The sequence below is a fragment of the Robertmurraya korlensis genome (assembly GCF_023715225.1).
Classification (GTDB): Bacteria; Bacillota; Bacilli; order Bacillales; family Cytobacillaceae; genus Robertmurraya_A.
On the sequence record NZ_JAMBNS010000020.1, the window covers coordinates 43,915 to 58,776 of the forward strand.

Annotated in this window: 14 protein-coding genes and 10 tRNA genes; 3 read left to right on the plus strand and 21 right to left on the minus strand. The window is 36.6% G+C overall.

All coding sequences use genetic code 11. The annotated features are described in order from the left end of the window. Positions 1-39: 39 nt before the first annotated feature. Together M3175_RS23210 and queG are read right to left on the minus strand one after the other, a co-directional pair. Complete coding sequence (locus M3175_RS23210) at positions 40-909, minus strand: amidase domain-containing protein (protein ID WP_251524082.1); 870 nt, start codon at positions 907-909, stop codon at positions 40-42. Positions 910-976: 67 nt separating this feature from the next. Further along, a complete protein-coding gene (queG, locus tag M3175_RS23215; protein ID WP_251524085.1) occupies positions 977-2,107 on the minus strand; it encodes a tRNA epoxyqueuosine(34) reductase QueG in 1,131 nt (376 codons plus the stop codon). A gap of 88 nt (positions 2,108-2,195) precedes the next feature. Between queG and M3175_RS23220 the strand changes: the two genes are divergently transcribed. Further along, entirely contained in the window at positions 2,196-2,864 is a 669-nt protein-coding gene (locus tag M3175_RS23220) for a B3/B4 domain-containing protein (protein WP_251524088.1), read from the plus strand. Positions 2,865-2,904: 40 nt separating this feature from the next. Here M3175_RS23220 and M3175_RS23225 read toward each other — a convergent pair whose 3' ends face one another. Next, positions 2,905-3,750 carry an aldo/keto reductase gene (locus M3175_RS23225; RefSeq protein ID WP_251524091.1) on the minus strand — a complete coding sequence of 282 codons (846 nt, stop codon included), beginning with the start codon at positions 3,748-3,750 and terminating at the stop codon, positions 2,905-2,907. Between the two features lie 3 nt (positions 3,751-3,753). After that, entirely contained in the window at positions 3,754-4,944 is a 1,191-nt protein-coding gene (locus M3175_RS23230; RefSeq protein WP_251524094.1) for an MFS transporter, read from the minus strand. A gap of 165 nt (positions 4,945-5,109) precedes the next feature. Between M3175_RS23230 and M3175_RS23235 the strand changes: the two genes are divergently transcribed. Then, the gene (locus tag M3175_RS23235) at positions 5,110-5,475 is read left to right on the plus strand and encodes a winged helix-turn-helix transcriptional regulator (RefSeq protein WP_251524097.1); all 366 of its coding nucleotides are present in this window, start codon (positions 5,110-5,112) and stop codon (positions 5,473-5,475) included. A 96-nt stretch (positions 5,476-5,571) separates the two neighbouring features. Here the strand turns inward: M3175_RS23235 and M3175_RS23240 are convergent. Then, positions 5,572-5,645, minus strand: a tRNA-Gly gene (locus M3175_RS23240). A 178-nt stretch (positions 5,646-5,823) separates the two neighbouring features. Here M3175_RS23240 and M3175_RS23245 point away from each other — a divergent pair. Then, the gene (locus M3175_RS23245; protein WP_251524100.1) at positions 5,824-7,089 is read left to right on the plus strand and encodes an ATP-binding protein; all 1,266 of its coding nucleotides are present in this window, start codon (positions 5,824-5,826) and stop codon (positions 7,087-7,089) included. A 123-nt stretch (positions 7,090-7,212) separates the two neighbouring features. On the opposite strand, the gene M3175_RS23250 is transcribed toward M3175_RS23245, so the two are convergent. From M3175_RS23250 to M3175_RS23320, 16 genes are all read right to left on the minus strand, one after another. Further along, entirely contained in the window at positions 7,213-8,304 is a 1,092-nt protein-coding gene (locus M3175_RS23250) for a glycosyltransferase family 61 protein (RefSeq protein WP_251524103.1), read from the minus strand. 141 nt (positions 8,305-8,445) lie between these two features. Beyond that, positions 8,446-9,423 (minus strand): CgeB family protein, encoded by a 978-nt coding sequence (locus tag M3175_RS23255; protein ID WP_251524106.1) that lies wholly within the window; start codon positions 9,421-9,423, stop codon positions 8,446-8,448. 167 nt (positions 9,424-9,590) lie between these two features. Then, entirely contained in the window at positions 9,591-10,778 is a 1,188-nt protein-coding gene (locus tag M3175_RS23260; protein WP_251524126.1) for a DUF3880 domain-containing protein, read from the minus strand. Positions 10,779-11,399: 621 nt separating this feature from the next. Further along, complete coding sequence (locus tag M3175_RS25215; protein WP_371321721.1) at positions 11,400-11,552, minus strand: hypothetical protein; 153 nt, start codon at positions 11,550-11,552, stop codon at positions 11,400-11,402. Beyond that, positions 11,543-11,788, minus strand: a complete 246-nt coding sequence (locus tag M3175_RS23265; protein WP_251524129.1) for a hypothetical protein — start codon at positions 11,786-11,788, stop codon at positions 11,543-11,545. Before M3175_RS23265 ends, M3175_RS25215 begins: the two co-directional genes overlap by 10 nt. A gap of 141 nt (positions 11,789-11,929) precedes the next feature. Next, positions 11,930-12,145, minus strand: coding sequence for a hypothetical protein (locus M3175_RS23270; RefSeq protein ID WP_251524133.1), 216 nt, complete (start codon positions 12,143-12,145; stop codon positions 11,930-11,932). A gap of 210 nt (positions 12,146-12,355) precedes the next feature. Continuing rightward, positions 12,356-13,312, minus strand: a complete 957-nt coding sequence (locus M3175_RS23275; protein ID WP_251524136.1) for a UDP-glucuronic acid decarboxylase family protein — start codon at positions 13,310-13,312, stop codon at positions 12,356-12,358. A gap of 595 nt (positions 13,313-13,907) precedes the next feature. Next, a tRNA-Leu gene (locus M3175_RS23280) sits at positions 13,908-13,988 on the minus strand. A 72-nt stretch (positions 13,989-14,060) separates the two neighbouring features. Further along, positions 14,061-14,149: transfer RNA gene (locus tag M3175_RS23285), tRNA-Leu, on the minus strand. Between the two features lie 39 nt (positions 14,150-14,188). Continuing rightward, positions 14,189-14,262 (minus strand) — tRNA-Cys (locus M3175_RS23290). Between the two features lie 6 nt (positions 14,263-14,268). Then, a tRNA-Gly gene (locus tag M3175_RS23295) sits at positions 14,269-14,343 on the minus strand. Between the two features lie 3 nt (positions 14,344-14,346). Further along, positions 14,347-14,421: transfer RNA gene (locus M3175_RS23300), tRNA-Gln, on the minus strand. A 20-nt stretch (positions 14,422-14,441) separates the two neighbouring features. After that, positions 14,442-14,517 (minus strand) — tRNA-His (locus M3175_RS23305). Between the two features lie 13 nt (positions 14,518-14,530). Further along, positions 14,531-14,604, minus strand: a tRNA-Trp gene (locus tag M3175_RS23310). 4 nt (positions 14,605-14,608) lie between these two features. Beyond that, positions 14,609-14,692: transfer RNA gene (locus M3175_RS23315), tRNA-Tyr, on the minus strand. Between the two features lie 46 nt (positions 14,693-14,738). Continuing rightward, a tRNA-Phe gene (locus M3175_RS23320) sits at positions 14,739-14,814 on the minus strand. Between the last annotated feature and the right edge of the window lie 48 nt (positions 14,815-14,862).

Consider the following 14,862-nt stretch of genomic DNA (forward strand, 5'->3'; position numbering starts at 1 on the left):
GAGGATATTATACCATTACTCTTTACTCGGAGCCAAAGCTCATACATCGTCAACAATTTGTAAAAAGATATATTTGATATTTGGTGTGTATGCCGTTGAATCTGTATACGCCCAATAACGTTTTCTACTATTCGTTGTATGTGCGTTGACAAGCGGCATACCATCTGCATCCTTTGCAGTTACAATGGTCGTATGATTAAATCTTCCATCTCCCTCGAAGTCATAGCAAATAATATCACCTAACTTCAATTCTTCTGGTCGATTCACTTCAACTGCCCGCAAACCTATCCTAGCATTCGGCAAATACCACCGGAAGGAGTGGGCAACTGTCCAGGTATACGTCCAACTATTGTTTTGCATCCACCAGCCCTTTGATCGGTTAGGATACCCCGTCATCGGTGCCCCTCCCGCGCGAAGACATTGGGATATATAATTTGTACAGTCGTTCGTAAACTTACTAAAGCGCGGATTATAACTGTTCCACCATGTTTCCGCATATTTCACAGCATTTAAACGATCGTATTCAAAACTCAGTCGTTCATCAAATACATCATTAATACTTGCTTCTGCTTTTTCTACAGTTAAATCAGGGAAGAGTTCCTCATCATCAACCAATGTGCCTTTATAAAATTCAGCTTTTCTTTCCTCTATTTCTTCCTCTATATATAATGTTCCTTTATGGTTAATCAAGTACTGAAAGTGAACCTGGTAATAAACGTGAGCGATGTCTGCTACCTGCTCTATGCTCTGTATTTTTCCGCTAGCTTTGGCTTTAACAATTTCTCCTTCTCTCTCTGCTAGCCCCTGTTTCTTCCTGTTTATTTTCTCGCATTCCTCGTTACTATTTCGTGTTTTGGTAACACATTGCTTGACCCTTTTCTCGAGTGATACTTGAAGCTGTTTTCTCACCTTTTTCACTCCCTTCAAGTACAACATATGAAGAAGGTGAAAAAAAAATGAGAGTAACGAAGTACTCTCACTGAATGAATGATAATCCTTTATTTATTTCTTCCAGAACCTCTTGGTCCTCTTCTTTTTGCTTTGCCGTGACTAGTGCATCCACTGCCGTTGTTCCACCGATTTTTCCTAGTGCCCATGCAGCCGTCCCTCTTAACACGGGTCTTGGATCCTTTTTCATGACTTGGATTAAATCCTCAACAGCAGTCTCATCTTTATAATGAGCCAACGCGATAATAGCATTTCTCTGAATTGGCTTTTTCCCACGCCAAGACCCCGATACATGTCCATATTTTTCTTTGAACTCGCGATTACTCATGAAGAGTAAAGGACGTAAAAGGGGTTTTGCAATCTCTGGATCAGGTTCCATTTCTTCATGAAGATGAAAATCCTTCCCTTTATTTTCAGGACAAACCGTTTGACATGTGTCACAACCGTACAATCTATTTCCAATCTTTCCTCTAAATTCATCTGGTAAGAAGCCTTTCGTTTGTGTTAAAAAGGCAATACATTTGTGCGAATTTAGTTGCCCACCTTGGACAAGTGCTCCTGTTGGACAAGCATCTACACATTTATTGCATTCTCCACACCCATTTTCAATCGGCTGATCTGGTTCAAACGGGAGATTCGTAATCATTTCCCCTAAATATACGTAGGAACCAAACTCTGGAGTAATAATGGCACAATTCTTCCCACTCCAGCCAATCCCTGCTCGTTCTGCTACGGCTCTATCTGCAAGCTCTCCTGTATCCACCATTGATTTTACAAGGGCGCCTGAGACTCTCGATTGGATATAGTCCTCGAGTTTTTTTAACCGATCACGAAGGACGGTATGATAATCTGTTCCCCAAGAAGCTCGACAGAAGATGCCTCTTCTCTCTCCTTTTTTGCTTTCCACTCTTGTCTTCATTTTAGATGGATAGGCAAGTGCAATGGAGATAATGGAAGCTGCCTCAGGTAAAAGTAAAGATGGCTCGACTCTTTTATTAATATCTGGCTCTTCAAAACCCGACTGATACTCTAACTTTTGTTGCCTTACAAGACGGTTTCGTAACTCAGAGAACGTCGATGCAGATGTAAATCCAATTTTATCGATTCCGATCGTTTTGCTATATTCAATAATATCTATTTTTAATTGATGATAATTCAAATGTCCTTCACCTCGTTCCATACTTACAAATACGAATTCACTGCATTCTATGATAAACTATTTTAAATACTTTTTGGAGGTGGAATGTTTGGAAATAACGATTTCTCCTGAGCTTCTGTCACTAGTCCCAGGTTTTAAAATGGGCATCATCATATATAAAGACATTGAGGTTGGATCTTCCCCACAAATGCTTAGAGGTAGACTACAGCTTTTTCAAGAATCATTATACTTCGATTTAGAAGAGAAGCAACTATCTGATCTTAAGGGGATTAGTGAATGGAGATCTATTTTCAAGAAAACCGGTAAGGATCCTAATCGTTATCGTCATTCAGCTGAAGCTTTATACAGACGTGTCAAAAAACAAAATTACATACAAAGTATTAACAGTGCCACAGATTTAAATAACTTTCTCTCATTGAAGTATGAGATTCCTTTAGGTATCTATGACCTTAGTCATCTTAATGGGGACATAATAATTAGCATCGGAACGGAAGATGAAGAATACGAGGGACTTAATGGACGTAGCAATTCCCTTCATCAGTTAATTATTTCCTCCGATGAAAAAGGCGGGTTTGGCAGTCCTTATGTTGATTCAGTAAGATCGGCTGTAACGGAAGCAACAAGAGATGCGATACACCTGATTTATTTACGTCCGTCATTAACAATTGAAGAAGGAGAACTTTTGACAGAATCCGTTATGAACATGTTTACACAAATTCATGGTGGGGTTGGGGAATGTCAAGTGATTGGTGAGTAAGGTAATTTAACTCCCCTGTGATTAGCAGGGGAGTTGTCTTTTAAAAATCAAAATTATCAGGGTCTGGACCCACTCTTTTATTTTGATTTAATTCATTGATCCGCTTCATATCTTCTTCTGAAAGAACAAAATCAAATAGTGATGCATTTTCAATGATTCGATGCTCTTTTGTTGATTTTGGAATCGTCACAACACCGTTTTGAAGGTCCCACTTTAAAATAACTTGAGCAACACTCTTTCCATACGTTTGTGCAATTTCCTGTAGAACAGGGTGGTTTAGCAACTCTCCTTGCATCAATGGAGACCATGCTTCAAGTTGAATATGATGCTTTTGGCAAAATTCTTTAAGCTCCACTTGCGTTAATCGAGGGTGGTATTCGACTTGATTAATCGCAGGAATAACGCTAGCATCTTTCATTAACTCTTCTAAATGATGAATTTGAAAATTACTTACTCCAATTGCTTTTACTTTTCCTTCATTATAAATGGTTTCAAGTGCCCTCCAAGCCTCTTTATATTTTCCTTCGACTGGCCAATGAATCAAGTATAAATCCAAGTATTCTAAACCTAGTTTCTTTAAACTTTCTTCATACGCCGAAATAGTAGAATCATAGCCTAAATCTGCATTCCATACTTTTGAGGTAATAAATAAATCCTCTCTAGTAATTCCTGCTTCTTTCATTCCTTCTCGGATCCCTTCCCCAACACCTGCTTCATTTCCATAAATTGAAGCTGTATCAATGCTTCTATATCCATGACATATAGCTGTTTTTATTGCATGAACCAACTCTGGCCCCTCTTCTACTTTAAACACACCAAGTCCAAACCAAGGCATGTTTACCCCATTATTTAAAGTAGTCGTTTCTTGTAAATGTTTATTTGTCATTTATTAGCCCTCCATTATATCTTTTTTTTCAAGAGTTAGGCTTACGCCTGTTAAAATTACAGCACCAAATACCATTAACGAACCAAACCATGCCGTATGAATCAACCCCATCTGATCGGTTATGATTCCGCCAACATAAGAACCAACAGCTATCCCTGCATTAAAAGCCGCAATGTTTATCGCTGATGCCACATCTACTGCTCCTGGAACGAAGCGTTCTGCAAGCATAACGACATATACTTGAAGACCAGGAACGTTCATAAAGGCAAAGAGCCCCATCAATAAAATTGTTAGTATTCCAACGACTTTGAACGGAGCAGTAAAGCTTAATATGAGGAGAATCACTGCCTGAATGAGAAACATATAAAATAAAGACTTGAGAGGCTTATGATTTGCTAGTCGACCACCAATAACATTTCCAAGCGCAATGGCAATGCCATATACGAGTAAAACGACAGCAACTAATTCCTCTTTAATACCTGTGATACTTTGAAGCAATGGTGTTAAATACGTAAATACTACAAATGTCCCTCCATATCCTAATGCCGTAATAATGAACATTAGTAACAAACGTCCATTTCTGACTAAGTTTAACTGATCACGGAATGTTGTTTTGTTCCCTTTGGGTAATTCGGCCGGAACGAGGATGCTATTTGCAATCAACGCTATTATTCCGACAATAACAATAGCAACAAATGCTGTTCTCCAACCGACCTGTTGACCAATAAAGGTACCGATAGGAACTCCGGTAATTGTTGCAACCGTTAGCCCTGTAAACATAATAGAAATAGCACTAGCTCTACGGTTTTCAGGAACTAAGCTCGCTGCAATTGTAGAGCCAATTGACATAAATACACCATGAGAAAATGCTGATAATACTCTTGCTGCAAGTAAAACACCTATTGATGTTGCTGAAGCTGCTAGACTATTGCCGATTATAAAAATGAGCATAATCCAAAACAGTAGCTTCTTTTTCGACATACTCGAAGTAATCGAAGTTAATACTGGGGCACCTACCGTGACTCCTAGTGCATATAAAGAGACCGTTAGGCCAGCCATTGTAACAGATATTTGTAAATCCTTTGCAATGAGAGGAAGCAACCCCACACTAATAAATTCAGTTGTCCCAATCGCAAAAGCACTAATTGCTAATGCTAATAAAGCGAATGTACTTCTCTTTTGATCTATATTCATTTACTTTCCTCCTATATTTTCGTTGATATGATTCCTTGGTGTATTTCATCAACAAATGTTATTATGATTCATAGAGTTCAATTAGGAAAGAACGCACTTTTAAGTAATATAGATACCTTTTAGTAAGGTAGGTACTTTTTAGTGCCTATAGAAAGGAGAACAAAAATGGAGAAAAAGAAGTACAACATAGGTGTTGAAGCCACGTTAGAGGTGATTGGAGGAAAATGGAAATGCGTCATTTTATGCCACCTTACACATGGGAAAAAGCGAACAAATGAACTGAAGCGATTAATGCCAAATATTACTCAAAAAATGTTAACACAGCAATTACGTGAGTTAGAGGAGGATGGAGTCATCAACCGAATTAGTTACAATCAAGTTCCTCCTAAAGTCGAATATGATCTCAGTGAGTATGGAAAAAGTCTACAATCAATTTTGGATTTGCTATGTGCATGGGGAGAATCTCATATTACAAAAGTTTACGGAGATAAATATGAGGTTTTAGAGGAAAGCATATTAAATCAAAAATAGATTATTATTAAAATTCCCCCGTTTTCTTTAATACGGGGGAATTAAAAAACGCAGTACATCGTTTTTATAAACGGCATACTGCGTTGCTTATATGTATGGAGCGGGTGATGAGAATCGAACTCACGACATCAGCTTGGAAGGCTGAGGTTTTACCATTAAACTACACCCGCAATATGTGATTCATATTTGGTACTTTTATATAATACAAAGATTCCTAAAAAAAATCAAGTATTTTGTCGAATTTTTTTCTTGTAAGAGCAAAGGTTATTTTTTCCTATTGTTCTTGTTAATAAATGTACATTCTCATAAAATAAGATATAGAATATATTGAGCTAGAGGTGCATAGGGATGAGTGAGCTTTTTCAAGGATTATTGATTAATTTATTGTTTATTCTTCTATCCATTTTGCTACTCAACTTATTAATCCTAGCCAAACACAATATATATACGTATCGATTTGGTAAGCTGCACCTTTTCCTTTTATCATCCCTCTTAATGATTGTTTGTATTCTATTGTCTGTTAGAGTTGATGAAGGCTTTGTTTATGACTTGCGCTTCATCCCTTTTCTACTTGGATGTATTTATGGTGGCAGACCTGTCATATTGGGTTTGGCTAGCGTCATGATCCTCATCCGACTCCCCTTCGGTGGAAACGGTATTTGGGTGACCATTATACTCGCAGTCATATACACAGCTGTTATGATTTATTTGTATCCTAATTTATTAAAAAAGCCTCTTTATAACCGACTATTTCTTTTTACATTTCTATCCTTTTTATATTCAGTGATAGGGTTCTTAATTCCATCGATTTTATTTGATTTTGATCAGACCTTTTCTTATTTCATTTATGTAATGGTCCTAACAGCTTCTACATTTTTTGTTTGTTACTTGTGTGAAGTACTTCGAACCTTTCATCTTTTGCAAATGGAATCGATTAAGTTTGAAAAAATGGAAACTGTCAGCCATTTAGCTGCTAGTATCAGTCATGAAGTACGAAATCCATTAACGGTTGTGAGAGGATTTTTACAATTGGTCCATGAACATGCCGATACACCTAAGGATTGTAAAACCTACACTTCTCTTGCGATTGCGGAAGCAGACCGTGCATCTGAAATTATTAATGAATATCTAACTTTTGCTAGACCACATCCTGAAGTGGAATTGCCACTCGACTTGGAGCATGAAATTCAAAAGTGTGTTGAAATCATTCGTCCGCTTGCCAACAAACAAGGAATAACAATTGAAACAGCATTTTTACATAACCACTCGATCACTGGTGATCCACATAAATTCCAGCAAATACTGCTGAATATCTCGAAAAATGGTATCGATGCGATGAAGTCTGGCGGTATATTATTTTTGTTCACAAAAGAGGATGAGAATGGTGTGCATCTAAGTATTACAGACACTGGAAATGGTATGACAGCAGAACAAGTCGCAAGATTAGGGGAACCGTTCTTTTCATTAAAAGGCAACAAGGGGACTGGTTTAGGAATGATGGTCGTTTTTCGTATTGTCGAAAGCATGAGAGGCTCTGTGCATGTGGAAAGCAAGCCGATGAAAGGCACAAGAATTACCCTTTCCTTTCCTATTGATGAAACCTCTCATACATAAAATGAGCTCTTACCATCTGGTAAGAGCTCATTTTACAATTCTTTTTGTAGTTCAAAAACATCTTTATAAGGTACAGGGTCTAAGACAACAATGGAAGTAAGGAAATAGGAGAACAACTATCCTCTATTCTAACTCTAAATCATTTACTGCTTTTTTCAACTGCTCAATGTCTATCTTAATATTGTCAAAACCACTCCAATAAGTAGAATCATTGGGGTATTGGTCATAATGGATCCCCTCTCCTATTATGTGGCGATAATTTAAATCAAGAAATGAACTGAGATGCCAGTAACAGGTTTCTAAGTAATTTGGAGAAAAAAACTCAATTACTTTAGTACCTGGGTTGCAAAAGGTCAGATTAGTTAAACCTGCACCATGAGGTGCAACAATAAATTTAGCTTTAGAAAATAAATTAATCTGTTCTACAACTGACAGGTTTTGTAGAGATACTTTAGTAAATCCATGTTCGTTTAAAAAATTAACAACCTCCTCCTCATTCAGTACTCTTCTACCTTCTGCATCTTCTCTAGTAATGTAGATCCTTTCGCTAAATGATGTTGTCATATCATTTGCAAAAGGTAAGAATTTTTCCCTTAAAAAGTCAGAAGCCCATTTTGCCGTATATCCAGTACGGGATGGAACGACAAGTTGTTTAGATTGAATAAACATATCATTACTACTTTGAATAATTTTTTCCTTTGGAATCCTTAATAAATCCAAGGTTTCTCTTTGATAAGAAAAGTTACACTTATTTAATATATAGTAATCTATCGGGATTCTACTTTTCGTTAGTAAGTCAAAGCGTGGTAAAATATCAAACATCCAATGGTAGTAGTTATGGCCTCCTAAAGTTGCGATTACTCCTATAGTTTTGGAAGAACTTTCGACTTTTGGAAGATGGTTACGTTTAAAGAGTGAATGATCAGCAGGAGAAGAAATAAATTCAGTTGAGAGATCCCACACCAATTTATTATCAGGTGTAATAATTACTCCATTTTCTCCAAAAACATACCCATTAGGAAATGTAAATACATAAGCAGGGGATTGCCAATCTAAACAGTAATCAGAAGGATTATTGTCAAATAGTGCAGGGTTTGGTATAGCATCATATACTTTTTTACAATATTGATCCAAGGAACCAAGGCCTTCTTGGGATTCAAACCATTCAAAAAAAGATGAAACATATTCTTTGGGTACTTTTTCTTCATTATGCATATTTTAGTAAAACCTCCACTCTAAATTGATGATCAATAGTCCTACCTTCTGATTAATTGGTGGGGGGAATTATAAAAAAGTTTGCTTCTTAGATAGCAGTTCTCACTACTATTTTTTGTTATTCATTTCATAACTTTCTTTTCAGATCACATTGTTTTTCTTTAAAACTCGCACAATTTCTTCTGCCCTACTATGATAAGTATTGTGTTTGACAGTTTCATAACCTTGTGCACTAATAACCTCTCGTTGTTCAGGGGTCTTTAAAAAATACTTTACTAATTTTATCGTTTCTTCAGGCGAATTGGTAACGACTAAATCATGTCCGGGTACAAATAATCTCCTAATCTCCTCCGTATCATTCGTTATTAAAAATCCCTTTGAACCTAAAATCTCATAAGTTCGGTGAGTAAGTTGATGATTAAAACTTTGTAACCCCAATACAATTTTTGCAGATCTATATAAATTACCAGTATCAATATACGATATTGGCCCCCTTAACCAATCTGATGGGATATTCTTCCCTAAATAGTTCCCCATTTTTTCCCACCCACGTCCGAAAAAGTCAATTCGTATCCCTTCTTCAATGAGTCCAAATACCAAATCTTCAAGATATTTTAAGCGTTCTTTGTAATCATTATTGTTAAAATCCCAAACATATGAATTGGCAACTAATACTACATCATGTCTAAATTCTTCCATTTCCTTTCCTGGAAAATGAATATTTTGCTCATATCCAAATTGAAGGTATTCACATGGAAATCCATTTTCACGGTAAAATTGAACTTTTTCCTTACAGATAGTAAAAACGAAATCTGGATTTAACCTTTTAATGCATGGATAAGCAAAAGTTTCTGTATACCTGGGGTCTTCAACTGACCAGTAGACATGCGGGATTCCCCTCATCTTAACATGTTTATGAATTAAATCAGGATTATCCCCCTCTGTTTCCGCTCCCCACCCTTGAGTTATGATTAAATCGGGTTTAAAATTTTCTATTGCATCAACTATTTTCTTTTCATCAAGGTTCCCTACTAGCTCAACTTCATGACCGGCACTTTTGAAACCATTGGGGAGCAAATGAATCAATACATAATTACTATCGAAGAAAAGAACTTTCATAAAATGCACCTCAATATTTTAGATTCTTTATAAGGTACGTGAATCAACTTAATGATGTACGTAACTATGAGATATAAGAGTAGAATTTCAACTATATTTGCTGAGTCTTCAGCGCATAAATCCTTTTTTTAACCCTTAAAAATTTTTAGGACCAATTTTAATAATCTTCAATTAATATCCTTACTTAATTTTAATATTTGATCTACAAAAATTAAGTCAGATGTTAGCCCATTAAAAGCTTTTAAATCTTCAATAGAAACATTAAAAGTTTTAGAGATTTTATATAAGGTATCGCCCTTTTGAACCTGATAGGTTTTGTTGTGGTTTTCTCCGTAATGAATTAAATTTCCTAATCCTACAGTATTACTTAATCTACTTTTTATAATGCCATTCTTAATTAATCGTTCAATAATCTGGTTTGCTCTAGATTTATAAGTATGAGCTTGGACAGCTTTACTACCTTGTCTCTGAATTTCTAACCTCTCATCAGGATGGTTTAGGTAATATTTAATTCTTTGAATTGTTTCTTGTGGAGAGGAAGAAATAACTAAATCTTTTCCAGGCTTAAAGTTTTCTCTAACTCCAGGAGTATCTAGTGTAAGGAGAAAACCTTTAGATCCTAATATTTCATAGGTTCGTTGAGTTAGTAAGTCAGGATAATTTTGTAATCCCAGGATAATTTTCGAGGAAGAATATACTTTATTAGCATCTTTATAATTTATAAAACCATGAATCCATTCTTTTGGTATTTCCAGACCAAAGTAATCATTCATTCGATTCCATTCATCCCCCCAAAAATCAATCCTAATATGCTCATTAAGAAGTGGCCGAATTAAGATATCTAAACTTCTATGACGATAATGATTAGGGTACTCACTCAATTTATCCGGATAAGCATTTGCAACAATTGCAATATCTACTTCATATTCGGAACAGCTAGTAGTTGGTTGATGTACCGTTTCTTCATAGCCAAAATCTAAATGATATGCTGGGAAACCTAAACGGCGATAGGTGTGTACTGTATTGGGACAAATAGTAAAAACCAGGTCAGGTTTTATCTTACTTACTAATGGAATAGACCAGTTATTTGTATAAGCCGGGTCTTCCACAGCCCAATAGACTAATGGGATTTTGCGAGTTTCCATTGATTTCCTAATTATTTCTTGCTTTTCTATAGTATGTTCTGCTCCCCAACCGACTGTGATAGCAAAATCAGGATTAAAACTTTCAATCATGTTTAATAAATTTTCTTCATTAATAGGTCCGGAAATAAGAACGTCATGACCATTTGCTTGAAACCCTCTAGCTAAATTGTTACTCCAGATCTCACTGCTGTCCAAATAAAGAATCCGCATTATTACACCTCTTTTTAATTTCCAATTAATTAACAGGACCTCAAAACTATAGTATGTACCAATTAGAAAAATGTATAGGACAAACACACAATATGCTAGAAAGAGGCATTTCGCCTAGAATAGCAAGACTATGTAGGGTAAATGGGTGAATGATTAAAGATATATTTGAAGGCTATCGTGAGGGGGCTTGTCTCTACTAATCTTCATCATGAAATTCTTTAGAGTTATTATACTTCAGTCCTATGAAATTTCTTAATTAGCAATCAGTTCAAAAATCAGAACTGATTGCTTCTTAAGACATTTTTTGAAAGGTGTCAGATCGTTTTTTTTTTCTTTTTTCCCCCTTAGAACTGAGCTAACTAACACGGCATTTGCTCCAATAAACACATATTATTAAATTTTTTGTCCAGTATAGCGTATCGAGAAGAAATGCAGTCAAAGTGAAATTAAAATGCATTTGCATTAGAAGAAAGGGAGGAAAGGTAAAAGTTTATTAATATATCTACATTATTTAATTTAGTTATTTATAGAAACAATTGATCCAATCACTATAAGAAGATAAATATATGTTGGAACTTGTACCACTAGATTTAGAACCTGTTCAATAATAGTTAAAAACACCTAAATTCCTAGCCCATCGTAAGAGAATCCAATTTTTTCTATCGTTTCTCTAGCTAAGAAGTTATGTGTATCAAATATATATGGACGACGCATGGCTGAGAATATTTTTCCCCAGTCTAATGTTTCATTTTGTGGCCAGTGTGTTAGAAGGATAACTGCATCTGCCCGTGGCCCATCCCTTTCGCCTCTTCAAGTGCATTTGCCCCAATTAATTCACAAAACTTAGCTATTTCATTTATATAACTAATTTTCACAGCTAAAAATGCATTAGAGGCGTATTTAATCCATTCAGCACTTTTCGGTTCTGTTTCAAAGTCGGCCACAGTTGCCCGCTTGTCTACATTTTCGAAAGGAAAAAGTGATAATAACGGTTTGTACAATTTACGCATTAAAGTACGTGCTTGTTCATGAAGTGTCCCAATTACGATTCTATCGGGAAAAACACATCCTCCACCGCATAACCTTCTCGAAGGAACTCCAGATTACTGACCACTGAAAAATGATCGTCAGCTGTAAGTTCTGACGTTATTTCAAAGAATTTCCGACACAAATTCACATGTCCCTACTGGCACCGTCGACTTAATAACAATTAACGTAAAACTCTCTGGATTTAATTGCTCACCAATTTTTTGTGCAACCGATTTTACATTTGTTAAATCAACAGGTCTGTCCAGTTTTGACGGTGTGCCAACTGTTATAAAAACGACATCAGCTTGACTGACAGAATCAAAGGGATATATCTGCATGTAGCATTCCTTTTGATGTTGTCATTTTAAATTAGTTCAGTTAATCCTGGTTCATAAATTGGACTCTCTCCTTGATTAATTTGAGAAATTGTCCTGATCAATATCTACAACAGTTGTCTGATATTTGATAGTTGCAAAGGCTACAGCTGTCACTTCCAACATCACTAGAACCAATATATACAACCTTCTTACCTATGAATCCCACCCATTTTATAACTTTAATAGTTTTCTATACGAATTTATTGTACGTAATAGGCCTTCCTCTATATCAACTTTAGGCTCCCAACCAAGTAATCGTTTAGCCTTCTCAATCACCGGTCGTCGTTCTCTAGGATCATCTATGGGTAACGGATGAAAAACTATTGTACTTTTTGAACCAGTCAAGCGTTTAACAAGTTTTGCTAATTCGAGGATTGTAATTTCATTTGTATTACCAATATTAACAATTTCCCCCGTTGCATCTTTACTCTCCATCATTTTCAAAAACCCATCAATCGTATCATCGACATAACAAAATGAACGTGACTGCAGACCATCTCCATAAATGGTTATATCCTTTCCAAGTAAAGCTTGAGTAACAAAATTAGAAATTACTCGACCATCATCATTTCTTAAGGAAGCAGAATACGTATTAAAAATTCGTACTATTTTTACCTGCACACCATACTGGTGATAATATTCATAGCAATAAGTCTCGCCTAACCGTTTTGATTCATCATAGCAAGCTCTTGGTCCCCAAGTGTTTACATTTCCTCGATAGTGTTCACTTTGTGGATGTTCTATTGGATCACCGTATACTTCACTCGTACTTGCAAATAAAAATTTTGCTTTATTCTGTTTTGCTACTTTAAGCATATTCTCTGTTCCAATCGTATTTACATAGATAGTACCTAATGGATCTTTCTGGTAAAATTTTGGAGATGCAGGTGATGCTAAGTGGAAGATCTCATTGACGCCATTTAAATCGTCTAAATTTAAAACAGTCGCCGACGTTATATCCTGTTCTATAAATGTAAAATTTTGATGATTTAGAAGTTCAACAAGATTTTCTCCCTTTCCGCTAGAGAAATTGTCAATCCCAATAACTTTATAGTTTTTATCTAACAGCCTTTTTACTAAATGGGATCCTAAGAATCCTGCAGCACCAGTAATAACGGCTTTTTTCAAGAAAGTCCCCTCTTTCCTATTTTAATATTAACATTACAAAAGGATTACATCCCATTCCGGACTTGCATGTAAATAACTCAATTTTTATCCCATTTATGAATAATAGTGATTTAACCGTTGTTACCGCAAATGCTTAACTATCTAGTTCATTTAATAATCTTTATCAAATTAAATGCTAGCCTATTAAACAAAACTTCTAAAAAATAAGTTATTTTTTCAGATGAAAACCTTTTGTTTAATTTTATGCAGTTCTATTTAATAGTGCTTGGGCATATGTGAATCTAATAACATACTAAAAGAAAGATTTTAAGAGGGGGAAAGTGAGAGTTAATGAGGAAAGTGGAAAATTCCAGTAACATCATACTGAGAAGTCTGGAAAAAGAGTCCAAATAATGGATCGTAGTAGCAGTTACATTGCATAAGGGCTATGGTTGCAACACAATGAGAAAGTGATTCTCAACCTTTTCTATCCAACCCACAAATAGTAGACTTTATATTTAATTACCCAATGCACACGATTTTTGTGTATTTTGTCATTTTAAGCAAAAAAAACTTCAACATTAATGTTGAAGTTTAGATATTACCGAACTTTTGATACCGGTGGTCGGGGTCGAACCGACACTCCAGAGGAACACGATTTTGAGTCGTGCGCGTCTGCCAATTCCGCCACACCGGCATAATTCAATTGTAAGCTCAGCTATTTTGCTAGCGCAAAAAGCTTTGGATCTTTTACATTCGTAAAAATCCTTGGTGCCGAGGACCGGAATCGAACCGGTACGGTAGTCACCTACCGCAGGATTTTAAGTCCTGTGCGTCTGCCAGTTCCGCCACCCCGGCGTATCTTAGCTAATTATATTGTATTCATAGTTGTAAAATTGGAGGCGGCAACCGGATTCGAACCGGTGGTAAAGGTTTTGCAGACCTCTGCCTTACCACTTGGCTATGCCGCCAAAACTTGGAGCGGAAGACGGGATTCGAACCCGCGACCCCAACCTTGGCAAGGTTGTATTCTACCACTGAACTACTTCCGCAAATGGCTGGGCTAGCTGGATTCGAACCAACGCATGACGGAGTCAAAGTCCGTTGCCTTACCGCTTGGCTATAGCCCAATGAAGAATTTTATATATTATGGGGCGACTGATGGGAATCGAACCCACGAATGTCGGAACCACAATCCGATGCGTTAACCACTTCGCCACAACCGCCATAATTAAAAGTTGGCAGGGGTAGTAGGAATCGAACCCACACCAAAGGTTTTGGAGACCTTCGTTCTACCTTTAAACTATACCCCTAAAATGGTGGAGGGGGACGGATTCGAACCGCCGAACCCAAGGGAGCGGATTTACAGTCCGCCGCGTTTAGCCACTTCGCTACCCCTCCATATGAATTTAATATATTCAGATACAACGAGATTGTTCATGAATAATGGTGGCTCAGGACGGAATCGAACCGCCGACACAAGGATTTTCAGTCCTTTGCTCTACCGACTGAGCTACTGAGCCACAATATGGCGGTCCCGACCGGGATCGAACCGGCGATCTCCTGCGTGA